Source organism: Streptomyces sp. NPDC043908 (genome assembly GCF_056435525.1).
This window is the reverse complement of record NZ_JBWKEI010000032.1, coordinates 1-23622: the sequence shown is the minus strand read 5'-3', so window position 1 is coordinate 23622 and position 23622 is coordinate 1. Positions and strand designations below refer to the sequence as shown.

Below are 23622 nucleotides of genomic sequence, written 5' to 3'. Positions count from 1 at the left end.
CAAAGGAGGAGGGGACGGGGGGGGGGGTGGGGGGGGGGGAAGGGGGGGGGGGGGGGGGGGGGGGGGGGGGGGGGGGGAAACCCCCCCCCCCCCCCCCCCGCCCGTTGGGGTGGTGAAGTTGTACGTACGGGTGGTGTCTGGGGGCGTACGTACGGGTCGGGCCTGGTGGAGGTCTTGCCCTGCGGGTCGTGCCTGCGGGTCATGCTTACGTGGCGTACTTCGGCGTCGTAGGCGGGGGCCGGGCCGTACGCTCGGGCCACCCGAAGCATTACGGGAGGGGAGCCGCGAGGCCGGGCGTCAGACCGGCAGGGCCGCCTCGATCAGGTCCGCCGCCTGCCGGGTGCCGCCCTCGCGGGCCATGTCCCGGCGGACGGCCTCGGCGCGCTCGGCCACCTCGGGGTCCCCGACCAGCGCCAGGACCGCCTCCCGCAGGGTCTCGGCGGTGGCCTCCTCCATGGGGACGTGGCGGGCGACCCCCAGCGACTGGAGCATCTCGGCATTGCTGAACTGGTCGACGGCCTGCGGCACCGCCACCATCGGCGTCCCGGTCGCCAGCCCCTCCTGGCTGCCGCCCGCGCCCGCGTGGGTGATGAAGGCATCGGCCTCGCGCAACACGGCGAGCTGCGGAACCCAGTCGCGCACCTCCACATTGGCGGGGATCTCCCCGAGCTCCGCCGGATCCACGAACTTGCCGATCTGGAGCACCACATGCCAGCCCGGCAGATCCCCGAAGGCCTTCAGGCACGCGCGGTAGAACGCGGGCCGCCCGGTGAAGGTCGAGCCGAGCGAGACGAGCAGCACCTTCTCGGCGCCCGCCGGCCGCTGCCACTCCTGCTGTTCGGCACGCTCGCCGTGGCAGGCGCCCACGAAGGTGTAGACGGACTCGTCGCACCGGTCGGCGTGCGGCTGGAGGGCCCGGGGAATCAGGACGAGCGAGCGCACGGGACGGCCGACGAGCCGGTCGGGGTCGGTGTGGTGCATCCCGTACTCGTCGAGCCAGGCCCGGTACCGGGCGTAGTACGCCTTGCCCCGCTCCGAGGCGCGCAGCTCCGCGTACATCGGATCCGCCACCTCCTCCTCGTACCCCTCCCACGCCACCAGGTTCGGCGAGAGCTGGATGTAGGGCACGCCCCAGCCGTGCGCCAGGACCGGCGCCGGGTAGGAGGTGATGTCGCTGATCACCAGGTCGGGCCGGTCGTCCTCGAAGGCGGCCGACAGCTGGGGCAGCGCCTGGACGGCGTCGTCGAGGAACGGTTCGATGTTGTCGATGAGTTCGGTCCCCCACGCCTCGGGGTGGTCCTCGGTCGGCAGCGTCGACCGGTAGACCACCGGCTCGGCCCCGGTCGCGGCGACCTTGGCGGCGAAGGACTCCGGGATCGCGTAACTCACCCGGTGGCCACGGGAGACGAGCTCCCTGATGACCTCCAGGCTCGGGTTCACGTGCCCGTGGGCGGCGATGGAGAACATGGCGATGTGGGCACGCTTGGTTGCGGTCATGACCGCACGCTAGGCGAGACGAGACGTCTCGTGCAATGCATTTACGGCACCTGCCTCCTCCCGTTTCAGCGCTGATAGCGGGCCAGCACCCGATTCCCGTCCTTGACCAGACGTTTTCGCAGCTCGGCCAGGTCGATCGCGCCGCTGTAGTACTGCTGGAGGGCGGGGGTGGCGACCTTGTCCTTCCACTCCGGGTACCCGCGCACCGACTGCGCGGGAGCCGGACGCAGCGCGTCCGCCAGGGCGGCGCCGGTCGCCCAGCCATGGCGCCCGGTGTGCAGGGCCGGGTCCTTCAGGGCCGCCACCCCCGTCGGCAGCATCCAGTCGCCCTGGGCGAGCCGGACCATGTTGCGCGGCTGGAGCAGGAAGCCGATGAACGCGGCCGCCTCCCTTTTGTGCGGGCTGTCCTCGGCCACCGAGAGCGTCTGCGGGCTGACTCCCTGGGCGAGTCCCCCGCTCCCCGCCGGGGCGGGCAGCACGGTCCACTCGAACCCCTCGGGCGCCTGCTGCACGATCTGCTGACGGTACGAGAAGCCCAGCGCGGCCATCGCGTACCGACCCCCGAAGAAGCCCGGCAGGATGTCGGAGCCGCCCATGCCGAGCGTGGTCCGCGCGGCACTCCCGTCGACGCCGACCTGGTCGTGGATCACCGAGGGCACGGTCGCGTCGCCCTCCTCGAACACCACCCGCGCCCTGCCGTCCGCCTCCCGGTGGAACAGGCGCCCTCCGGCGGACAGGCCCAGGTTCAGGGTGAGCGACACGGGCTCCTTGAGCGGCCAGGCGATCCCGTACCGCCCCCGCGCGGTCAGCTTCTTCGCCACCTGACGGAACTCCTGCCAGCTCCACGGCTGTTGGGAGGTGGGTACCCGCACCCCCGAGACCTTGAGGATCCTGGTGTTGGCCATCAGCACCCTCGGCTCCTGGAGGAACGGCACTCCGTACACCCCCTCGCCGAAGGTCGCCGTCTCCCAGCTCCGCTCCGGGATGTCCTGCTTCAGTGCGGTGGGCAGCAGGGGGCGCAGATCGGCGAGGTAGCCGCCGTAGGCGAAGTCGGCCAGGTCGTCGGAGGCGTCATGGATGACGTCCGGCGCCTCGCCGCCCTCGAACGAGGTGAGCAGCTGGTCATGGACGGTGTCCCAACTGCCCTGCACGTACTGGACCTGGATCTGCGGATGTGCCCCGTTCCACTCCTTCACCAGCTCCTTGGTGGCCGCCACCGACTCCTTCTGCCAGGCCAGCGACTGGAAGCGGAGCTTGATCTTCCCGTCGTCGGCCGTGCCGCTGCCCGAGCAGCCGGTAAGAGTGGAGAGCAGCAGGGCGAGCACCACTCCGGCGAGCGTCAGCAGACGTGCGCGCATCAGCTCTTCACCGCCCCGGCGAGCATTCCGCTGGTGATGCGCCGCTGGATGACGGCGAAGACGGCCAGCGACGGCAGCGTGGCGAGGAAGGCGGCCGCCGCGAGCGGGCCGAGGTCGGCGGCCCCCTCCGCACCGAGGAAGTGCGTGAGGACGACCGGCAGCGTCTGTTTCTCGGGTGTTTTCAGAAGAACGAGCGCGAAGAAGAATTCGTTCCACGCGGTGATGAAGGCGAAGAGCGCGGTGGCGACGATGCCGGGGGCGAGCAGCGGCGCGGTGACCGAGACCAGCGTGCGCAGCCGCCCCGCCCCGTCGACCGCCGCCGCCTCCTCCAGCTCCAGGGGCACCGCCCGGACGTAGCCGACCAGCATCCACAGCGCGAAGGGCAGCGACCACACCACGTACACCATGACCAGGCCGCCCACCGAGTTCACGAGATGGAGGCGCTTGAGGACCAGGAAGAGCGGGATGATCAGCAGGACGAACGGGAACGCCTGGCTGACCACCACCCAGCCGGTCGCCGCCGTCGCCAGTCTGCCGCGCCGACGGGCCATCACGTACGCCATCGGCGTCGCCACCACCACCGCGATCAGCGCCGCCGAGACCGCCGCCACCAGACTGTTGAACCCCGCGCGCAGCAGCGGCTGTTCGTCGAAGGCCTGCCGGAAGTTGTCGAGGGTGGGGTCCCTGGGGATCCAGGTCGGGTGCAGCGAACCGAGCTCGCGCGCGGGCTTGAAGGCCGTGGAGAGCAGCCACAGGAAAGGGAACGCGAGGAAGACCAGATAGCCGAGGAGCGCCAGATACTGTCCGGCGCGCCCCAGCGGTCGCGTACGGGTCGTCATCGTCATCGGTCCTCACCTCCGCCGAGCCGCGCCGCCAGATGGAACGCCAGGAACACCGAGATCACCGCGACCATCACACAGCCCATCGCGGCCGCGTACCCGAACTGGCCGTACCGGAAGGCCTCTTCGTAGGCGAAGAGCATGGGCAGCCGGGTCTTCCCGCCGGGGCCGCCGTTGGTCAGGACGTAGACCAGGGCGAACGAGTTGAAGTTCCAGATGAAGTTGAGCGCGGTGATCGCCAGCGCCACGGGTCTGAGGGCGGGCCAGGTCACCGTGGAGAAGCGGCGCCAGGCGCCGGCGCCGTCGATCGCGGCGGCCTCGTGCAGTTCGTGCGGGGTGTTCTGGAGGCCGGCGAGCAGGGCCACCGTCGTCTGCGGCAGTCCCGCCCAGACGCCGACGACGATCACGGCGGGCAGGGCGGTGCCGAGACCGGTGAGCCAGTCCCGGCCGCCACCGAGCCCGAGGTCGTGGAGCGTCTCGTTGAGGATCCCGGCGTCCGGGTTGTACACCAGCCGCCACATGATGCCGACGACCACCTCCGGCATCGCCCAGGGGATGATCGCGAGCGCCCGCGCCAGCCACCGGAAGCGGAGGTTCTGGTCGAGCAGCAGGGCGAGTCCGAGGGCGAGCAGGAACTGCGGCAGGGTGACCCCGACCGCCCACAGCAGCCCGATCCGGAACGACTCCCAGAACAGGGTGTCGTGGAGCAGGTCCTGGAAATTGAGCAGCCCGGTCCACTCGGTGGGCGCGGTGCGGCCCGCCTGGGAGTCGGTGAAGGCCAGGGCGACGCCGTAGAGCAGCGGTCCCACGCTCAGGACGAGGATCGGGATCAGCGCGGGCAGCACCAGGAACCAGGCCCCGTGGTCCGGGGGTCTGCCCGGGCCGGGGCGCTCGCGCAACCGTCTCCCACGTCCCCCCGACCGCGCCGATACAGTGCCCCATGTCATTGTTCGACCCCTTTGCCGGGATTGCCGAATGACCCCCGTCATCGTGCTGACGGTCCGTGGGTTCGTCAAGACGACCTGCCTCCTCACCAAGACGACCTGCGTGAATGCGAGACTTGCCCGGTACGGAACGATCACCGGGAGTGAACAGTGGACGAGGCACGAGCGCGCGAAGTACTGGCCGCGGCGAGACTCGACGCGAGCTGGCCGGGGACGGGGGCGGGACCGGGGGCAGCGGGGTTCGGCGGGGCCGGGGCGGGTGCGGTGAGCCGGGCGGATGCGGCCAGCGGGGCGGGCGCGGCCAGCCCGGCGAGCGCGGTCAGCGAGGCAGGCGCGGCCAGCCCGCCAGGCGCGGCCGGTTCCACCGATGGCTCCGCCACGGCCGGCCCCGCCGATGCCTCCACCTCGGCCGGTTCCACCGATACCCCAGCCACGGCCGGCCCCGCCGACAACGCCCCCGCCGCAGCCGCTCCCGCCAACACCCCCTCCACGGCGCCCGCCGGACCCCCCGCCGAGTTGCTCGCCCTCGGTGAGAACGCCGTCTTCGCCGTCGGCGACCTCGTGGTCAAGGTCGGCCGTGACGCGACCGAGCACCCCGAACTCCTGGCGCGCGCCGAGCGCGAGCTGGCCATCGCCGGCTGGCTCGCCGGGTGCGGCGTCCCCGCGGTGCGGGCGGCCGAGCCCGCGCCCCGGTTGGTGGACGGCCACCCCGTGACGCTCTGGCACCGGCTGCCCGCCGCCGTCCGCCCCGCGGGCCCGCGCGATCTGGCCGAGCTGCTGCGGCTCGTCCACGCCCTGCCCGCCCCGGCGTTCACCCTGCCCCGCCGAGACCTGCTCGGCGGGGTGGAGCGCTGGCTGCGGCTGGCCGGGGACGCGATCGACCCCGCCGACGCGGCCTATCTCCGCGCCCGCCGGGACGGCTTCGCCGACGCGGCCGCCGCCCTCACCCCGCACCTCCCGCCCGGCCCCATCCACGGCGACGCGCTGCCCCGCAACGTCCATGTCGGGCCCGACGGTCCGGTCCTGGTCGACCTGGAGACCTTCTCCGCCGACTTCCGGGAGCACGACCTGGTGGTCATGGCTCTCTCCCGGGACCGGTACGGGCTGCCGGACGAGCAGTACGAGGCGTTCACCGAGGCGTACGGATGGGATGTGCGGGAGTGGGAGGGGTGCGCGGTGCTGCGGGGCGCGCGGGAGACGGCGAGCTGCGCCTGGGTCGCCCAGCACGCACCGGCCAACCCCAAGGCGCTCGACGAGTTCCGCCGTCGGGTCGCCTCCCTGCGGGACGGGGACCCCGAGGTCCGCTGGTACCCGTTCTGAACGGGCCCGCCATCCGCCGGGAAGGTGCGGCCAGGTCCCGTGGCGTCGGCGGGCCCCGGCCGCCGACGGTTCCCTGTCAGCCCCGGGCCGGGGCCAGTTCCCGTATCGGCCACGCCGGGTCGACCGTCGCGTCCGGTGTGCCCTTGCGGCGGAGGAACTGCTGGAAGTCGGCCGCCCACGCCGCGTACCACTCGATCTGCTGTTCGTGCAGCTCCGCCGGGCGCAGGCCCGCGACCTGCGGATGGCGGTCGGCTATCGCCACGGCCACCCGGACCGCCGCCAGCGCGTCCGCGCCCGCCTCATGGGCGCCGTCGAGCACCACTCCGTACTCCCCGCACACCGCCTCCAGCGTCCGCTTGCCCTTGCGGTAGCGGTCGACCGCACGGTCGATCGTGTACGGATCGACGACCGGGCCCAGGGGCGCGCCCCCGAGCCGGTCGGTGAGCGAGGGCAGGGTGTGGCGCCGCAGCTCGGCCTCCAGGAGCGTCAGGTCGAAGGCCGCGTTGTAGGCCACGACCGGCACTCCCCGCGCCCAGTAGCCCGTGATCGTCTCCGCTATCTCGTCGGCGACCTCGCGCACCGGGCGGCCTTCGGACGCCGCCCGCTCGTTGCTGATGCCGTGGATCGCCGAGGCCTGTGCCGGGATCAGAATGCCCGGATCCGCCAGCCAGTTCCGCTGCCGGGTCACTTCTCCGCCCCTGACGCCGACGATCGCGGCCGACACGATCCGTGCCTCCAGCGGGTCCGTACCGGTCGTCTCCAGGTCGAATCCGACCAACGGTTCGCGATGCCACCCCATCTTGCCCTCCCTTTTGGTGCTCTCCCCCAGTGACGAACAGCCTCGCACGCAGCACTGACAACGGGGTCCGGACAGCCCGCGGGAGGGTCAGGACACAGGCCGCGAATCCGCCCACATCGACTCGAACTCCTCGCGGTATGTCGCGAAAAGTCCGTGTTCAACATCCTGGTCGGGGCGTACGACCTCCCGCCGCGCGCCTCCGCGCAACACCAGCACCGGCGCCTCCATCCCCCGCGCCCGGCGCAGATACGACTGGACGACCGCGAGACCGTCGGTGCCGTCCCCGTCGACCAGGTACGCCGTGAAGCGGGGAGTCTCGTCGAACACCTGGATCTCGAAGGCCCCGGGGTCGCGCAGCCGGGCCCGCACCCGGCGCATGTGGAGGATGTTCATCTCGACCGACCGGCTCAGCTCGCCCTTCTTCAGCCCCAGTTCGCGCTCGCGCCGCTTGACCGCGCTGCTGGCCGGGTTCAGGAAGAGCAGCCGGACGCGGCAGCCCGACTCGGCCAGACGGACGAGCCGGCGCCCCGAGTAGTTCTGGACCAGCAGATTGAGGCCGATCCCTATGGCGTCGAGCCGGCGGGCGTGGCTGAACAGGTCCTCGGCGGGGAGCTGGCGCTGGAGCCGCACCCGGTCGGAGTGGACCGAGACCACGTCCGCGTACCGGTCGCCCACCAGGTCCTCGACCGCGTCGATGGGCAGCCGGTGTGCGGCGGGCGCGCCCGCGCCACCGCCCAGTACGTCCAGCAGCCGGGCCGATGCGCGCTCGGCCTGGGCGAGCACCGCCTCGTTGAGCGCGCGGTTGCGCGAGACCACGTTCCGCGCGACCTCCAGCTCGTCCAGGGCGAGCTCCACGTCGCGCCGGTCGTCCACGTACGGCTCGAAGCACGGCCAGTGCTGCACCATCAGCTCGCGCAGCTGCGGCAGGGTGAGGAAGCTCAGCACGTTGTCGTCGGCCGGGTCGAGCAGATAGCCCTTGCGGCGCGAGACCTCCCGTACGGCGACGGCCCGCTGCACCCACTCCTGCCCGGCCGGACCCGCCGCCGCGACCACCCAGTCGTCGCCGTGGACCGGCTCGTAGATGGGACGCAGCACCGCCGCGACCACGGCCCGCAGCCGCTGCTCCACCAGGTTCAGCCAGATGTAGGCGCGCCCGGCCCGCTGGGCGCGGGTGCGCACCTCGCTCCAGTCGTCCGTGCCCCAGTCCAGCTCCGCCCCGATCTCCACCGGACGCGCCACGGACACCGCGCCGGGCGGGATGTCGCCGGACTCCCCCTCGTGACCCGTGTCACCAGGGGGCAGCTCCAGCCCTCCCGAGCTCACCCGCGCACCGCCTTCCGGTCCCCCTCCAACGATCAAGGAAGAGTACTCCGCGAGCAGGAGGCGGTGCAGCCGGATGGAGAGGCTGTTTCCCAACTCCCTTGTCGACGTGATCGGTTCCGCACGGGGCGTTCGGGGCGAGTGAGCTGATTCATACCGTCCCGACCTGCGCCGGGGCCCCGGAGGGCGTCGGCCGGTGGCCGGATCGGGCCGCGCAGGCCGTCCGGATCGACCGGGGTACCGGTCGCCCAACGGGGGTAACCGCTGTGGGGATCACCCTCCGGAGCACTCCGGCGTCCTAGGGGACGGACTTCTTTTCCGGGAGGATCTGCGTCAAGTGCCCCTCAGTACCCGGAACAGAAGTGGAAGAGTCTTGCCCATGCAGGTGTGGCCGGGACAGGCGTACCCACTCGGCGCCACGTACGACGGCGCCGGGACCAATTTCGCGGTCTTCTCGGAGGCCGCCCAGCGGATCGAGTTGTGCCTTCTGCACGACGACGGGTCGGAGACGGCGGTTGAGCTGCGCGAGAGCGACGCCTTTGTACGCCATGCGTATCTGCCCGGGGTGATGCCGGGCCAGCGCTACGGCTTCCGTGTGCACGGGCCGTACGAGCCGCAGAACGGGCACCGCTGCAATTCGGCGAAGCTGCTCCTCGACCCCTACGCGCGCGCCATCAGCGGGAGCATCGAATGGGGCGAGGCGGTGTACGGCTACTACTTCGACCGCCCCGACTCCCGCAACGACATGGACTCGGCGCCGCACACCATGACGTCCGTCGTCGTCAACCCGTACTTCGACTGGGGCGACGACCGGCCGCCGCGCACCGAGTACCACCGCACGGTGCTCTACGAGGCCCATGTGAAGGGCCTGACGATGCTCCATCCGGAGCTGCCTCCGGAGATGCGCGGCACCTACGCGGCCCTGGCGCACCCGGCCGTCATCGGCCATCTGACGGAGCTGGGGGTGACGGCCCTGGAGCTGATGCCGGTCCACCAGTTCGTCAACGACCACCGGCTGGCGGACGAGGGGATGTCCAACTACTGGGGTTACAACACGATCGGGTTCTTCGCCCCGCACAACGCCTACGCCTCCTGGGGCGACCGGGGACAGCAGGTCCTGGAGTTCAAGCAGGCGGTACGGGCGCTGCACGAGGCCGGGATCGAGGTCATCCTGGACGTGGTCTACAACCACACGGCCGAGGGCAACCACCTGGGCCCCACGCTCTCCTTCCGGGGCCTGGACAACGCGCAGTACTACCGGCTGGCCGACGATCCGCGCTACTACGAGGACACCACCGGCACCGGGAACTCGCTCCTGATGCGCTCGCCGCACGTCCTCCAGCTGATCATGGACTCGCTGCGCTACTGGGTGACCGAGATGCACGTGGACGGCTTCCGCTTCGACCTCGCGGCGACGCTGGCCCGCCAGTTCCACGAGGTGGACCGGCTGTCGTCGTTCTTCGACCTGGTGCAGCAGGACCCGGTGGTCAGCCAGGTGAAGCTGATCGCGGAGCCCTGGGACGTCGGTGAGGGCGGCTACCAGGTGGGCAACTTCCCGCCGCTGTGGACCGAGTGGAACGGCAAGTACCGCGACACCGTGCGGGACCTGTGGCGGGGCGAGCCACGGACGCTCGCGGAGTTCGCCGGACGGCTCACCGGCTCCTCCGACCTCTACCAGGACGACGGACGGCGCCCCCTGGCCAGCATCAACTTCCACACCTGCCACGACGGCTTCACCCTGCACGACCTCGTCGCCTACAACGACAAGCACAACGAGGCCAACAAGGAGGGCAACCGGGACGGCGAGAGCCACAACCGGTCCTGGAACTGCGGCGTCGAGGGCGATACGGACGACCCCGGCGTGCTGGAGCTGCGCGAGCGCCAGATGCGCAACTTCATCGCCACCCTGATGCTGTCGCAGGGCGTGCCGATGCTCAGCCACGGCGACGAGTTCGCCCGGACCCAGCACGGCAACAACAATGCCTACTGCCAGGACAGCGAGCTGAGCTGGGTGAAGTGGCCCGACCCGGGCAGCGACCCCGAGGGGACGCTGCTCGCCTTCACCCGGACGATGGTGTGGCTGCGGCGCGACCACCCGGTGTTCCGGCGCCGCCGGTTCTTCCACGGCCGGCCGGTGGAGGGCACGCACGACGAGCTCTCGGACATCGCCTGGTTCACCCCCGAGGGTGAGGAGATGACCCAGCAGGACTGGCAGTCGGCGAGCGCCAAGGCCCTCACCGTCTTCCTCAACGGCAACGCCATCTCCGAGCCCGGCCCGCGCGGCGAGCGCATCGCGGACGACTCGTTCCTGCTGATGTTCAACGCGAGCGCGGAGACCATCGACTTCCTGGTGCCGGTCAACCACGGCCGGCAGTGGCAGGTGGTGGTCGACACCGGCCGGCGCGAGGGGGTGCCGCCGGGCGAGGGCGCCAAGGTCACGGCGGGCGAGCGGGTCACCCTGGTGGGGCGGAGTCTGACGGTGCTGCGGCGCCCGGCCTGAGCGCCTGCGGGGCGGGCGGGGTCCCTCCGGACGGACGGGCCCCGCCATGCCCCGTACGGACCACGAGAGGGCCGCGCACAGGACCGCCGCCACCACCATGACGGCGAAGGCGGCCACCGGCCCGTGGTCCTGCGCCGGCCGCCCGGACAGCGCGAGGGCGAGCACGTCGCCCACGAGCCCGGCGGTGGCCAGGCTGCCGCTGGCCTCGGCGACCAGCGGCACACTGCCCAGCCGCCACATGGCCGTCGGCAGCCGCCCGAGGAAGGAGACGACCGGCAGCAGCGGGCCCGTGAGGGCGATGACCTCGCGATAGGTGTGCGGCGCTCCGGACATCGGGCGAAGCCGACGCGGCAGACGGGTGCGGACCCATGGGCCGAAGGCACAGAAGCCGCACTACGGGGTACGTACGTTTGTATGACACCCACTGCGACCTACCGGCTGCAGCTCCAGCCGGACTTCCCCTTCCGTGCCGCCGAGCGTGCCGTGCCGTACCTGGCCTCGCTCGGGGTGTCGCACCTGCATCTGTCGCCGGTCCTGGAGTCGGTGCCGGGGTCGACGCACGGCTACGACGTCGTCGACCACGCGCGCGTACGCGAGGAGCTGGGCGGCGAGGAAGGGCTGCGGCGGCTCGCCCGCACGGCGCGGGCGGCTGGGCTCGGCCTGGTGCTCGACATCGTCCCGAACCACATGGCGGCGGCGCCGCGCCACAACCGGCAGCTGTGGGAGGTGCTGCGCGAAGGACCCGACTCGCCGTACGCCCCCTGGTTCGACATCGACTGGACCGCGAACGGGGGCAAGGTGCTGCTGCCGGTCCTCGGCGGGCCGCTCGGGGGCGAGCTGGAGCGGCTGACCGTGGACGCGGAGAAAGGCGTACTGGCGTACGGGGAGGCGCATGAGTTCCCGCTGCGCGCCGGGACGGAGGGGCTGCCCCTCCCCGAGCTGCTGGACGCCCAGTGGTACCGGCTCGGCTGGTGGCGCCTGGCCCGCACCGAACTCAACTACCGCCGGTTCTTCACCATCTCGGACCTCATCGGCGTCCGGGTCGAGGACGAGGAGGTCTTCGCCGCGACCCACGCCAAAGTGCTGGAGCTGGTCCGGGACGGAGTGGTGGACGGGCTGCGCGTGGACCACCCGGACGGCCTCGCCGACCCCGAGGCGTATCTGCGGCGGCTGAACGCGGCGACCGGCGGCGCCTGGACCGTGGTGGAGAAGATCCTCGCCCGCGCCGAGCCGCTGCCCTCCGACTGGGCGGTCGCGGGGACGACCGGCTACGACGCGCTGCACCGGATCGACGGACTCTTCGTGGATCCCGTCGGCCACCGGGAACTTCTCGACCACTACCGGGAGTTCATCGGGCACGACGGTGACCGGGGCGGGAGCTGGGAGCCGACCGCGCGGCGCGCCGCGTACGAGGTGGTCACCCATGACCTCGCCGCCGAGGTGGACCGTCTGACGCGCGCGGCGGCGCGCCTGTGCGCCCGCATCCCGGACCTGCGCGACCACGCCCCGTGGGCCCTGCGCCTCGCCCTGTGCGAGCTGCTGGTCCGGATGCCGGTGTACCGCCCGTACCGGACCAGGGCGGAGGAGGTGCTGACCGAGGAGATGGCGCGGGAGGCGCGGGAGGCCTTCGTCGTCCCCGAGGAGGCAGCGGCCGTCGACGCGGTACGGGGGCTGCTGCTCGGGCGCCACGGCGCGAGGAAGGCCGCCGACGGCGGCGCCGAGGGCCTGGAACTCCACGCCTTTCAGGCCCGTTTCGCCCAGACGTCCTCGGCCCTGCGCGCCAAGTCCCTGGAGGACACGGCGTTTTATCGATATGTAGCCCTGCTCTCGGCCAACGAGGTGGGCGGCGAGCCCGGGCAGCCCGCCGTGCCCCCCGAGGAGTTCCACGCGTACTGCGCCAGGATCGCCCGCGACTGGCCCGCGAGCGGGACGGTCCTCTCCACGCACGACACCAAGCGCAGTGCGGACGTACGGGCCCGGATCGCCGTGCTGTCCGAGTGTCCGGAGCGGTGGAGGTCTCTGCTCGGACGGCTGTCGGCGCCCCCCGCGCCGGATCCCCAGCTGGCCTGGGCGGCCTGGCAGACGGCGGTCGGCCTCGGCGGCACCGGCCTGGCCGGGGACCGGCTGGGCGGCGCGCTGCTCAAGGCCGCCCGCGAGGCGGGCCTGCACACCACGTGGACGGAGCAGGATCCCGCGTACGAGCGGGCGCTGACGGACTTCGCCGCCTCGGGACCCGCCGGGGCGCTCGCGGCACCGATCGCGGAGTTCTCCCGCAGCGTGGCGTCGGCCACGCGCGCGAACGTGCTGGGTGCCGCGCTGGTGCAGCTGACCATGCCGGGCGTGCCGGACGTGTACCAGGGCACGGAGTCGGAGTGCCTGACACTGGTCGATCCCGACAACCGCCGGCCGGTGGATTTCCCGCAGGAGGGCCTGGACCCGCTCCCGGACGAGAAGGGCGAGCTGTCGGTGGCCGCTCTGCGGCTGCGGCGGGAACTTCCGCAGGTGTTCGGGGAGTTCAGTACGTACGAGGCGCTGACCGCCGACGGGCCGGCCGCCGACCACTGCCTCGCCTTCTCGCGCTCCGGCGAAGTGGTGACGGCGGTGACCCGGCTCTCGTTGCGCCTGGCCGAGTCGGGCGGCTGGGGCGCGACGGCGCTGGCGCTGCCGGAGGGGGCATGGGCGGATGTTCTGCACGGCGGCCTCTCCGGCGGCTCCGCGCGCTCGGGCCGGGAGTTCACGGGGACGGTGAAGCTGAGCGATCTGTTCGCCGACCGTCCGGTCGCGCTGCTCAGGCGGGTCGACGAGCGGGTCGGCCAGGAGGTCGTACGAGAAGGGTCCGCGGGGCCCGCGTGAGGAGCCCGGTCTCGGTGGGCCGGAATCCCTCGGCCCACCGGAGCCCCGGCATGGCCTCGCCCAGCGCGCGTACGGCGCACTCCGCCAGCAGCGCGGCCACGCGCGCGGCCGGGCACTCCCGGGGCCCGAAGGCGAGCGGGGCCGCGGCGGTGCGGCGCGGGTCGAACCGGTCCGGGTCGGTGAACCGGTCGGGGTCCCGGCTCGCGGCCCCGGCCAGCAGCGCGACCGCGTCGCCCGCCGGCACCGTGCCGCCGGCTGTCCGGGTCTCCCGGCGCGCCCGTCTCAGCACGACGTGCACGGGGGGATTCCTGCGCAGGGATTCGCCCCAGACGGCGGTGAGGGCCCCGGGCGCCGCACTCGCGACCGCCGCCCACTCCCGCGGGTGGTCGAGAAGGTTGGCGAGGAGGGAGGCGAGCGCCTTGCCGATCAGGGCGGACCGGTCGGCGCAGAGCACGGCCAGGGCCGCGGCCGGGCCCGCCCGCCGGCCCTTGACGCGGCTGCCGCGCGTCAGCTCCGCGCAGGACAGTCCGAGAGCGGTGGCGGCGGTCCCCACGGGCAGCCAGTGGCAGAACTCGCCGGCCAGGTCCGCCGTTTCGCGTGGGGCGAGCCGCCGCGCCAGCACGTAGGCGGCCCGCTCGGACACCTCCCTGAGCACGGCGAACGCCTCGTCGTCCACCTCCTCCCCGGACCCCGCGCACCACACCTCACCGGGCCAGCAGCACGGCCCGCGCCGAGGCCGGACGAGCTCCGGATCGGCCAAGGCGGCGGTGACGTCCCCGTACCGGCTGACGAGCCACGCCCCGAGCCGGTCGTCCCGCACCAGGGGGTACGTCTCGCGCAGGGTGCGGTAGAAGCCGTACCGGTCCCGGGCGGCCTCGGGGCCGAGGAGGGAGGGCGTGGCGAGAACGGCAGCCGCCACTCTTTCCTCGGGTCCGGTCCCGGCACCCCGCACCGAGGGCACGGCCCGAGGCGGCGACCCCGTCGGCACCGGTGCGCTCGGCTCGCCCTGCTCGACCGGCATGCGGCGTCCTCCCCCGGTCGGCGCCCGGGGCGGGCGCGGCTGCCCCCAGCGGACCACCCCGGCCCCGCCGACGCGATCGGCGGACGGCCGAACGGGTGAGCCCCCCAGGAGACCGCGCGGTCGCCCACTCGGCCGGTCGCTCACTCGGCCGGTCGCCTACTCAGCCGGTCGCCTACGCCGAAGCCCCCTCCCCAGCAACAGGCAGCGCATACCGCAGCTTCTCGCTGGCGGTCGCGCCCATGCGGTCGTAGAACCGCCGCGCCCCTTCGTTCCAGACGGGCGTCTGCCACTGCACCTGCGCCATCCCCAGCGCCCGGGCCTCGGCGGCCACCGCGTCGACCAGCAGGGCGCCGAGGCCCAGACCCCGGTGGCCGTCGCGCAGGAAGAGGCAGTCCATGTGCAGGTACTCGCGCGCCTGCCAGGTGGAGAACTCGGGGGCGCAGCTCGCGTAACCGACGACCTCGCCGCCCGGTATCTCGGCGACGAAACAGCGGGCGCGGGATCTTTCCGCGCCGAACAGCACGGCTGCGAGCCGGTCCGCGAGATCGGGCGCGGGCGGCGCGGCCTTCTCGTACACCGCGTGCTCCGCCGCGAGTTCGGCCAGGCGCGGCAGGTCGGTGGGGCGGGCGGGGCGCACACGGGGCCGCTGGTCGTCGTTCATACCGCCATCATGAGGGGCCCCACTGACAACGTCCCCGGCGGCGGCGTTCGCGCAGGTCAGTGCGTGGCGAGGCGGAAGCTCATCCGCCCGAAGCTCACCTGGTCGCCGTCGTTGACCACGACCGCGCCCGTCACCCGGCGTCCGTTGACGCTGGTGCCGTTGGTGGAGCCGAGGTCGCGCAGCACCCAGACGCCCGACTGATGGGTCAGCTCGGCGTGCACCCGGGAGACCGTCTCGTGGCTGAGCCGCAGCCCGTTGTGGGGGTCGCGGCCGATCCGCAGCGGGTACGGGCCCGGTACGGGGAAGAGCAGCTTGGGCAGCCGTTCGGACTGCCAGGCGCGGCGCATCGTGACGCTGAACCCGGAGACCCGGCTCACGGCCCCGTACAGCGCCTTCGACCATCGGCTCTGGGTGTCCAGGTCGGCGGTGAGCGCGGCCAGTTCGTCGGCGCGGCGCGCGGACAGGGCGAGTTCCATCCGGCGCAGGAACGTGTCGTGCGACAGCTTTCCCTGTGCGGCGCCCTCTTTGAGCAGGTCGAGCGCCCGGTCACGCTCGGCGTCCGACGGCCGGGCGGGAGCGGGATACGTGTGGAACGGGAAGGACGACGTCACAGCAGAGATTGTCGGGCCGACGGGCTCGGCGTGTCCAGCAGGGGCGCACTTGGCGTCCGTTCCCCGTCCCGCCCTCTGACCTGCGAGGAAAACCCTTGTCGGAGAGCCATGCGCGATTGCTACGGTCTGGCCACCGTTACCGCCGATGAGAGGCACCCCTTGACGACAACCGCGTCGGACGTCACCTTCCGTCCGCTCGCCGGGCCCGAGGAACTCGGGCTCTTCCAACAGCTCTCCTACGTACTCGACCACGAGGTCGAGGATGATCTCGCCACCGGCCGCCGGCGGCCCGCCTGGATGTGGGTCGCGCTGCGCGGGGAGCGGGTGCTCGCCCGCCTGTCGTGGTGGACCCCGCCGGACCACGAAGACCCGTTCCTCCTCGACTTCCTGGACGTCGACGACTCGCTGCCGCCCGCCGAACGCCATGCCGTGGGGGTGGAGCTGCTGGAGACCGCGACGGCGGCGGTGATCCCGCGGGGCGCCCCGCGCCCTGAGTACGGCCGCTTCACACCGGGCGACTGGCGCGAGGACGCCCACGCGCGCGAGGTCGTCGAGACCCGCATGGACATCGTGGCCGCGACCGGCGGACAGCTCCTGGTGGAACGGCTGCGCCTGGAGTGGCGGCCGGGGACGCCGGTCCCGGAGCCGTCCACGCGGCTCGTGTTCCGCCCGGCGACCGACCGCGAGGAGCTGCTGTCGCTGATGGAGCTGGTCCTGGAGGGCACGCTCGACGAGCACAGCCGTACGGAGCTGCGGACGATGACTCCGCGCGCGTCGGCGGAGCTGATGTACGACGAGGAGTTCGCGACGTACCGGACGCCCCGGGAGTGGTGGCGGATAGCCGAACTCGCGGACGGCGGCGGCCCGGTCGGCTTCGTCGTCCCGGCGCGCAACAACTACCACCCGATCATCGCGTACATCGGTGTCCTGCCCGCCCACCGCGGCCATGGCCACATCGACGACATCCTGGCCGAGGGAACCCGCGTCCTGGCCGCGCAGGACGTCCCGCGCATCCGCGCCGCCACGGACTTCGGCAACGTGCCGATGGCCAAGGCCTTCGCGCGCGCGGGGTACGTGACCTTCGGGTGCGCGATCAACATGGTGTGGCCGGGCGAGGGCTGAGACGTTTCCCCGGGGCTCACCCGGCGGCGCGCTGGGCGCGGATCATGTCCCGGTACCACCGGTAGGAGTCCTTCGGGGTGCGCCGCAGCGTCGGGTAGTCGACGTGGACCAGGCCGAAGCGCTGGGCGGCGCCCTCGATCCACTCGATGTTGTCGGTGAGGGACCACACGAAGTAGCCCCGTACGTCGACGCCTTCGGCCATGGCGCGGTGCAGGGCGCGCAGGTGCCCGTCCAGGTAGCGGACGCGTCCGGCGTCCTCGATGCCGTCGTAGGAGCAGCCGTTCTCGGTGATGTACACCGGCGGCAGCCGGTCGCCGTAGCGCGCCTTCAGTAGGAGGAGCATCTCGCGCAGCCCCTCGGGGACCACCGGCCAGCCGAAGGCGGTGGTCTCGTACCCCTCGATCTTCCTGATCCCGAACGGCAGTTCGGCGGGCATGGTGAAACCGGCGAAGGAGTCGACGGCCTCGGGTGCGGGCGCGCCCACGCGCGTGGGGTTGTAGTAGTTCACCCCGTACCAGTCGAGCGGGGCGGAGATGACGGCGAGGTCGTCCGCGACCGGGCCCGGCATCAGGGCGGCGAAGTTCTCGTCGGGGTAGTGCCCGGTGAGGACGGGGTCCGCGAACAGCCAGTTGGTAATGGTGTCGTAGAGGTCCGCGGCGAAACGGTCCTCCTCGCTCTCGCCCGCGGGCCACACCGGTGTGTGCGAGAGCGCCAGGCCTATGGAGCGGGCGCCGGCGTCGCGCAGCGCCCCGACGGCCAGGCCGTGGGCGAGCAGCTGGTGATGGGCGGCCGGGAGGGCATCGAAGAGGAGCTTCTTGCCGGGGGCGTGCTCGCCGAGCGCGTAGCCGAGCAGTGTCACCTCGGCCGGCTCGTTGACGGTGATCCACATGGGGACGCGGTCGGCGAGCCTCTCGGCCACCACGCGCGCGTAGTCGGCGAACCGGTACGCGGTGTCGCGCCGGAGCCAGCCGCCCGCCTCCTCCAGCTCCAGCGGGGTGTCCCAGTGGTACAGCGTCGGCGCGGGGGTGATGCCGTGGGCGCACAGCTCGTCGACGAGCCGGTCGTAGAAGTCGAGCCCCGCCTGGTTGACGGGGCCGCTGCCGCCCGGGACGACCCGCGGCCAGCTGACCGAGAAGCGGAAGGCGCCGGCGCCGAGCCCGGCGAGCAGGGCCACGTCCTCGCGGTAGCGCGCGTGGAAGCCGGTGCCCCGGGACGCGTCCGCGCCGTCCTTGAGACGCCCCGGCTCGGCGGCGAAGGCATCCCATCCGGAGGGGCCCTTGCCCTCGGCTGCGGCGGCCCCCTCGGTCTGGAAGGCTGAGGCGGAGGCTCCCCAGAGGAAGCCGTGCGGGAACGGCGGCAGGGTCATGGATGTGGACCTTAATGGCGGGTAACCGCAACCTCCAGACCTTGCTCCCGCATTCCGCGGACGATGGAGGCCCTGTTCCACGGTTTGACGGTGCGCGGGCAACGGGAGGTATCAGGCATGTTGTTCGAGGTGTGGGCGCCGCGGGCGGACCGGGTCGCCCTCCAGCTGGAGGGCGCGGCCCACGACATGGAGCCGCACCCGGTGCGGGCCGGATGGTGGCTCACGGAGGCCGCGGCCCGGGACGGCGACCGGTACGGGTACGCCCTGGACGGCGGGCGCCCGCTGCCGGACCCGCGCTCGCGCCGCCTGCCGGACGGGCCGGAGGGGCTGAGCGCCGTCGTCGTCCACGAGGACTACGCCTGGCAGCACCCCTGGGCGGGCCGCAGGCTGTCCGGCGGGGTCCTCTACGAGCTGCACGTCGGCACCTTCACCGACGAGGGCACCTTCGACGCCGCGGCCGCCCGCCTCGCCCATCTGGCGGAACTGGGGGTGACGCATGTCGAGCTGATGCCGGTGTGCTCGTTCCCGGGGCGGCACGGCTGGGGGTACGACGGCGTGGCGCCCTGGGCCGTGCACGAGCCGTACGGAGGCCCGGAAGGGATGAAGCGCTTCGTCGACGCGGCGCACGCCCACGGCCTTGGGGTCGTCCTCGACGTGGTCCACAACCACCTCGGCCCCTCCGGAAACCAGCTGCCCGCCTTCGGCCCGTACTTCACCGACACCCACCAGACGCCCTGGGGCGCCGCCGTCAACCTGGACGCGCCGGGATCGGACGAGGTGCGCGCGTACTTCCTGGAGAGCGCGCTCGCCTGGCTGAGCGACTACCGGCTCGACGGGCTGCGCCTGGACGCCGTGCACGCGCTGTACGACACGCGCGCGCTGCCGTTCCTCGAAGAGCTCTCCACCGCCGTCGACGTCCTGTCCGTCCAGCTGGGCCGCCCGCTCTTCCTGGTCGCCGAGTCCGACCAGTGCGACCCGCGCACCACCGCCCCGCGCGCGGAGGGGGGCCTGGGGCTGCACGCGCAGTGGAATGACGACTTCCACCACGCCCTGCACACCGCGCTCACGGGCGAGTCCCAGGGCTACTACGCCGACTTCGCGCGCGCCCCGATCGCCGCCCTGGCCAAAACCCTCACCCGGGTCTTCTTCCACGACGGCACCTATTCGAGCTTCCGCGGCCGCACCCACGGCCGCCCCGTCGACCGCGCCAGGACCCCCGCGCACCGCTTCCTGGCCTACGCGCAGACCCACGACCAGATCGGCAACAGGGCCCTGGGGGACCGGCTCTCCGCCGCCCTGTCCCCCGGGCTGCTCGCCGGCGCCGCCGCGCTGGTGCTGACCGGCCCGTACACCCCGATGCTCTTCATGGGCGAGGAGTGGGGCGCCCGCACTCCTTGGCAGTACTTCACCGACCACCCCGACCCCGAGCTCGCCGAGGCCGTGCGTACGGGCCGGCGGCGGGAGTTCGCGGCGCACGGGTGGGCCGAGGAGGACATCCCCGACCCGCAGGACCCCGCCACCCGGGCGCGCTCGTGCCTTGACTGGGACGAGCCCGCGAAGGAGCACCACGCGCGCGTACTGGACTGGCACCGGCAGCTGATCGCGCTGCGCCGCACCCGCCCCGACCTCACCGACCCGGACATCGCCGCGGTCAAGGTCGTCCACGACGAGGAGGCGCGCTGGCTCATGTTCCGGCGCGGCGACCTGCGGACCGTGGTCAACCTCGGTAAGGAGGCCGCGGTCATCCCCCTGGGACGCAACAACTGCCGAGTGCTGGCCGCCTGGGAGCAGGTGGAACCGCCCGGCCCGGACGGCGCGTTCCTGCTGCCGCCCGAGTCGTGCGCGGTGCTCGGCCCCGCGAGCTCCTGACCGCCCGGCCCGTCGACCGCACGGCTAGTGGACGAGCGCCATCTCGCGCGCGGTGTTGTTGAAACTGCGCACGCCGTCCTCGGTGACCGTCACGATGTCCTCGATCCGCACGCCGAACCGGCCCGGCAGGTAGATCCCCGGCTCCACGGAGAAGCACATGCCGGGCACCAACGGCTGCTCCTCGCCCTCGATCATGTAGGGCGGCTCATGGGTCGTCACGCCGATGCCGTGGCCGGTGCGGTGGATGAAGTACTCACCGTATCCGGCGTCCTCGATCACCGCGCGCGCCGCCCGGTCCACGTCCTGACAGGCCGCCCCCGGCCGCACCGCCGCGCACCCGGCCCGCTGCGCCTCCCGTACGACGTCGTGGACGCGCTGCTCCTCTGCGGAGGGCTCACCCACGTGGACGGTACGGGTGGTGTCCGAGCCGTAGCCGTGCTTGAGGCCGCCGAAGTCCAGGACGACCATGTCGCCCCGCTCGATGGTCCGCTCGCCCGCCTCGTGGTGCGGGTTGGCGCCGTTGGGGCCGGAGCCCACGACCGTGAAGTCCACCTGCGCATGGCCGAACTCGATGAGCAGCGCGGCCAGGTCGGCCGCCACGTCCGTCTCCCTGCGCCCGGCGAACCGGACCTTGAGGATCTCCTCGTACGCCCTGTCCGCGGCCTCACCGGCCGCCTGGAGCCGCGCGAGCTCGGGCCCGTCTTTGACCGCCCGGAGCATCGGGAGCGCCTGTGTGAGGGCCGCGTAGGACGTTCCGGGCAGCCTCTGCTGGAGGCCGAGCAGGTGCATCGCCCAGGCGTTGTCGCTGACGCCGTACCGGCCGCCGGCCTCCAGCAGGGGCGCGGTCACGCCGTACGGGTCCATGCCGTCGGTCCAGTCGCGCAGGGTGAGGGCGGTGGCGCCGGCGGCGCGCTCGGCGTCCGGCGCCTCCAGCTTCGGTACGACGAGGACCGGCTCACGCCCCGCGGCCAGCACCAGCACCGTCAGCCGCTCGGTGATCGCGGTCGGCTGATACCCGGTCAGGTAGACCAGGTCGGGCCCGGGCGCGACGAGGACGCCCGCGAGCCCCGCCTCGGCGGCGGACTCGGCGGCCCGGGCCATCCTGGCCCGGTAGTCGTCGGCGGTGAAGGGCGCGGGAGCGGTGGTAAGAGGCATGGGCCCCATCCTGCCCCTACCACCGCCGGGCAGGCGATCGGGAATCCGGAAAAACGATGCTCCCCGGGCTCGGCACTCGGCCGCCCGCCGGTCAGGCGCCCTCCTGGCTGTCCCCCACCAGCCGTTCGAGCAGTTCCTGGAAGTCGTCGCCGACCACGATCCGCAGGCCGTCGCCCTCGGTCTCGCGGTCGCTGAGCTGGGTGAGCGTGCCGTCCCGCCACCAGTAGACGAACGGGCTGATCGCACCCGGCGTGTCCTCGAAACCCGCCGCCGCGAAGGACGCCATGGCGTTGAGCGCGGGGATCATTCCGGAGTCGTGGATCGCGTGGAAGGCCAACTGGTGCCGGAACGGCATGGCGACCAGCGCCCCGTCGGACGTCAGCTCGCGCCCGGTGAGCCGCGGCACCAGGACGTCCAGGGCGAGCACCCTGCTGGCCGTGTAGAACGAGTCGCCGACGACCACCTCGAACCGCATGCCGTCCTCGCCCTTGACGGTCTCGTGCGACTCGACCGGCAGCTCCCCGAGGTTGCGCAGCGCCTGCGCGCGCAGGTCGGGAACGTGACCGAGGGGCTCCAGCGCCTCGTCGGTGAGCATCATGACGCTCTCCGGCAGATCCAGGGCGAGGATCTCGTACAGCCCGGGTGCGACACCGCGCGCGTAGCTGAAGGTCTGCGGGTCGAGCCCGTTCTCACTGATCACCCGGGGGTAGAGCTGAGCGCGGATCTGCTCGGGCGGCAGGATGTCGAGAGCGGAGGGACCGTCCATGGTGCGCAGCACCATGCCGACATGGCGACGAATCAGCTCCGGCCACACACGAGGCCCCCGGCGGTCGTTGTGGCAAACCGCGGCGAGGTTGGCCAGGCCGAACTGACGACCGCCGCTGTCCTTCACGAAGTCCGCGTAGACGGTCACTTCAAGACCCTGCTCGGCGAACGCCTCACGCACCCGGGCACGGAACCGCGCGCCCTCGTCTGCCGAGAAATAGCCGAACTCCGCGTCCCGGGGCGCGTCGCTCCGGTCCCGCTTCGGCCCCCGTCGGAATATCCCCACGTCAGCTGCCTTCCGTCACACGGGCACACGGTAGCCCCGCGGTAGATCCTTACGCCGTTCCCACGCCCGGTGAAGGCCGAGCCTACCCAGCCCCCTCCTCACTGACGACAAGATCGGCAAGGTCCCGGCCACCCGCCACCACGCGCGCGTTGATCTCGTCGGACTCCCTGACCCACCGTTCGGCGTACGGGCGGGCCTTCCCGTACCGCACATGTCGCTCGACGAGCCTGCGCACCCGCTCCTCGCCGTCGATCTCCAGGAACCACACCTCGTCGAGCAGGGCCCTGACCGGGGCCCAGCCGTCCTGATCGTGGAGGAGGTAGTTCCCCTCGGTGACGACGAGCGGGACCTCGGGGCCGACCGGAATGCTCCCGGCGACCGGTTCCTCCAGCGAACGGTCGAAGGCCGGCGCGTACACCACGCTGCCGGCTTGGGGTGCCCGCAGCCGCGTGAGCAGGGCGGCGTATCCGGCGGCGTCGAAGGTGTCCGGGGCGCCCTTGCGGTCGGCGCGCCCGAGACGGTCGAGTTCGGCCCCGGCGAGGTGGAAGCCGTCCATCGGGACGAGCACGGCGACCCCGCCGAGCCGCTCGACCAGCCGAGCGGCCAGGGTCGACTTCCCGGACCCGGGCGCCCCGGCGATACCGAGGACGCGCCGGTGGCCGGGGACGGCGAGCAACCGGGCACGCGCGACGAGACGGTCAAACGCAGCGATCTCCATCCGGGCATTCTCTCGTGGCCGTGGTCCGTCCATGGCGGCTTGGCACGGCGACAGTCATACGTATAACCTCAAAGCATGTCCCATATTGCCCTGATCACGCTCGTCGTCCGTGAGTACGACGAGGCCATCGCCTTCTACACCGACGCCCTCGGCTTCGAACTGGTCGAGGACACGGATCGCGGGGACGGCTCCCGCTGGGTGGTGGTGCGCCCGCGCGGCACCGGCACCGCGTCCCTGCTGCTGGCCCGCGCCAAGAACGACGCCGAGCGCGCGAGCGTCGGCGCACAGACCGGCGGCCGGGTCGGCTTCTTCCTCCACACCGAGGACTTCGCCACCGATCACGCCCGGATGACGGCGGCCGGAGTCCGCTTCCTGGAGGAGCCGCGCCACGAGGTGTACGGATCGGTCGCGGTGTTCCAGGACCTCTACGGCAACCGATGGGACCTGCTCCAGCCGGCGTGACCCTGCAAAGCCGGTAAACGCAGAAAAGCCCCGTACCGGAGACCGGTACGGGGCTTTTCCCAAAATTTGTTCGGCGGCGTCCTACTCTCCCACAGGGTCCCCCCTGCAGTACCATCGGCGCTGAAAGGCTTAGCTTCCGGGTTCGGAATGTAACCG

At 72.5% G+C, this 23622-nt stretch carries 20 protein-coding genes and 1 rRNA gene; 7 read left to right on the top strand and 14 right to left on the bottom strand.

The features are described 5' to 3' along the window. Positions 1–297: 297 nt before the first annotated feature. The 4 genes from mgt to AC069K_RS35525 form a co-directional block, all read right to left on the bottom strand. Positions 298–1497: a macrolide-inactivating glycosyltransferase gene (mgt, locus tag AC069K_RS35540; RefSeq protein ID WP_478622955.1), complete on the bottom strand. Its 1200-nt coding sequence runs from the start codon at positions 1495–1497 to the stop codon at positions 298–300. Between the two features lie 65 nt (positions 1498–1562). Continuing rightward, complete coding sequence (locus AC069K_RS35535; RefSeq protein WP_478622953.1) at positions 1563–2855, bottom strand: ABC transporter substrate-binding protein; 1293 nt, start codon at positions 2853–2855, stop codon at positions 1563–1565. Next, complete coding sequence (locus AC069K_RS35530) at positions 2855–3694, bottom strand: carbohydrate ABC transporter permease (RefSeq protein ID WP_365103124.1); 840 nt, start codon at positions 3692–3694, stop codon at positions 2855–2857. Before AC069K_RS35530 ends, AC069K_RS35535 begins: the two co-directional genes overlap by 1 nt. Positions 3695–3696: 2 nt before the next feature. Continuing rightward, positions 3697–4641: a carbohydrate ABC transporter permease gene (locus tag AC069K_RS35525; RefSeq protein WP_478622951.1), complete on the bottom strand. Its 945-nt coding sequence runs from the start codon at positions 4639–4641 to the stop codon at positions 3697–3699. Positions 4642–5154: 513 nt separating this feature from the next. On the opposite strand from AC069K_RS35525, the gene AC069K_RS35520 reads away from it, so the two are divergent. After that, positions 5155–5958: a phosphotransferase enzyme family protein gene (locus AC069K_RS35520; protein WP_478622957.1), complete on the top strand. Its 804-nt coding sequence runs from the start codon at positions 5155–5157 to the stop codon at positions 5956–5958. A gap of 76 nt (positions 5959–6034) precedes the next feature. Here AC069K_RS35520 and AC069K_RS35515 read toward each other — a convergent pair whose 3' ends face one another. Both AC069K_RS35515 and AC069K_RS35510 read right to left on the bottom strand, forming a co-directional pair. Continuing rightward, a complete protein-coding gene (locus tag AC069K_RS35515; RefSeq protein ID WP_365103081.1) occupies positions 6035–6757 on the bottom strand; it encodes a 3'-5' exonuclease in 723 nt (240 codons plus the stop codon). A gap of 87 nt (positions 6758–6844) precedes the next feature. Next, positions 6845–8080, bottom strand: coding sequence for an SAV2148 family HEPN domain-containing protein (locus tag AC069K_RS35510; RefSeq protein WP_358834955.1), 1236 nt, complete (start codon positions 8078–8080; stop codon positions 6845–6847). A gap of 376 nt (positions 8081–8456) precedes the next feature. Between AC069K_RS35510 and glgX the strand changes: the two genes are divergently transcribed. The 3 genes from glgX (at position 8457) to treY (ending at position 13430) form a co-directional block, all read left to right on the top strand. After that, positions 8457–10577, top strand: a complete 2121-nt coding sequence (gene glgX / locus AC069K_RS35505) for a glycogen debranching protein GlgX (protein WP_478622949.1) — start codon at positions 8457–8459, stop codon at positions 10575–10577. Between the two features lie 46 nt (positions 10578–10623). Further along, on the top strand, positions 10624–10890 hold the full coding sequence (locus tag AC069K_RS35500; RefSeq protein WP_478622947.1) for a hypothetical protein: 267 nt from the start codon (positions 10624–10626) through the stop codon (positions 10888–10890). 101 nt (positions 10891–10991) lie between these two features. Beyond that, positions 10992–13430, top strand: coding sequence for a malto-oligosyltrehalose synthase (treY, locus tag AC069K_RS35495; RefSeq protein WP_478622945.1), 2439 nt, complete (start codon positions 10992–10994; stop codon positions 13428–13430). On the opposite strand, the gene AC069K_RS35490 is transcribed toward treY, so the two are convergent. From AC069K_RS35490 to AC069K_RS35480, 3 genes are all read right to left on the bottom strand, one after another. Further along, on the bottom strand, positions 13366–14451 hold the full coding sequence (locus AC069K_RS35490) for a cytochrome P450 (RefSeq protein ID WP_478622943.1): 1086 nt from the start codon (positions 14449–14451) through the stop codon (positions 13366–13368). The genes treY and AC069K_RS35490 overlap by 65 nt on opposite strands. 172 nt (positions 14452–14623) lie before the next feature. Next, positions 14624–15112, bottom strand: coding sequence for an N-acetyltransferase family protein (locus AC069K_RS35485; RefSeq protein ID WP_478622941.1), 489 nt, complete (start codon positions 15110–15112; stop codon positions 14624–14626). Positions 15113–15168: 56 nt separating this feature from the next. Then, the gene (locus tag AC069K_RS35480) at positions 15169–15723 is read right to left on the bottom strand and encodes a DUF1707 and FHA domain-containing protein (protein ID WP_365103097.1); all 555 of its coding nucleotides are present in this window, start codon (positions 15721–15723) and stop codon (positions 15169–15171) included. Between the two features lie 159 nt (positions 15724–15882). On the opposite strand from AC069K_RS35480, the gene AC069K_RS35475 reads away from it, so the two are divergent. After that, positions 15883–16845 carry a GNAT family N-acetyltransferase gene (locus AC069K_RS35475; RefSeq protein WP_478622938.1) on the top strand — a complete coding sequence of 321 codons (963 nt, stop codon included), beginning with the start codon at positions 15883–15885 and terminating at the stop codon, positions 16843–16845. A 16-nt stretch (positions 16846–16861) separates the two neighbouring features. Here the strand turns inward: AC069K_RS35475 and AC069K_RS35470 are convergent, their stop codons facing one another. Next, the gene (locus AC069K_RS35470; protein WP_478622936.1) at positions 16862–18211 is read right to left on the bottom strand and encodes a GH1 family beta-glucosidase; all 1350 of its coding nucleotides are present in this window, start codon (positions 18209–18211) and stop codon (positions 16862–16864) included. 117 nt (positions 18212–18328) lie between these two features. Between AC069K_RS35470 and treZ the strand changes: the two genes are divergently transcribed. Then, entirely contained in the window at positions 18329–20080 is a 1752-nt protein-coding gene (gene treZ, locus AC069K_RS35465; RefSeq protein ID WP_478622934.1) for a malto-oligosyltrehalose trehalohydrolase, read from the top strand. Between the two features lie 24 nt (positions 20081–20104). Here the strand turns inward: treZ and AC069K_RS35460 are convergent, their stop codons facing one another. From AC069K_RS35460 to AC069K_RS35450, 3 genes are all read right to left on the bottom strand, one after another. Next, a complete protein-coding gene (locus tag AC069K_RS35460) occupies positions 20105–21235 on the bottom strand; it encodes an aminopeptidase P family protein (RefSeq protein WP_478622932.1) in 1131 nt (376 codons plus the stop codon). 91 nt (positions 21236–21326) lie between these two features. Continuing rightward, complete coding sequence (locus AC069K_RS35455) at positions 21327–22286, bottom strand: hypothetical protein (RefSeq protein WP_478622930.1); 960 nt, start codon at positions 22284–22286, stop codon at positions 21327–21329. Positions 22287–22368: 82 nt separating this feature from the next. Then, positions 22369–23004, bottom strand: a complete 636-nt coding sequence (locus tag AC069K_RS35450) for a nucleoside/nucleotide kinase family protein (RefSeq protein ID WP_478622928.1) — start codon at positions 23002–23004, stop codon at positions 22369–22371. 75 nt (positions 23005–23079) lie between these two features. On the opposite strand from AC069K_RS35450, the gene AC069K_RS35445 reads away from it, so the two are divergent. Then, positions 23080–23466, top strand: a complete 387-nt coding sequence (locus AC069K_RS35445; protein ID WP_365103113.1) for a VOC family protein — start codon at positions 23080–23082, stop codon at positions 23464–23466. Positions 23467–23534: 68 nt separating this feature from the next. On the opposite strand, the gene rrf is transcribed toward AC069K_RS35445, so the two are convergent. Beyond that, positions 23535–23622: ribosomal RNA gene (gene rrf / locus AC069K_RS35440) — 5S ribosomal RNA — on the bottom strand; the annotation flags it as partial.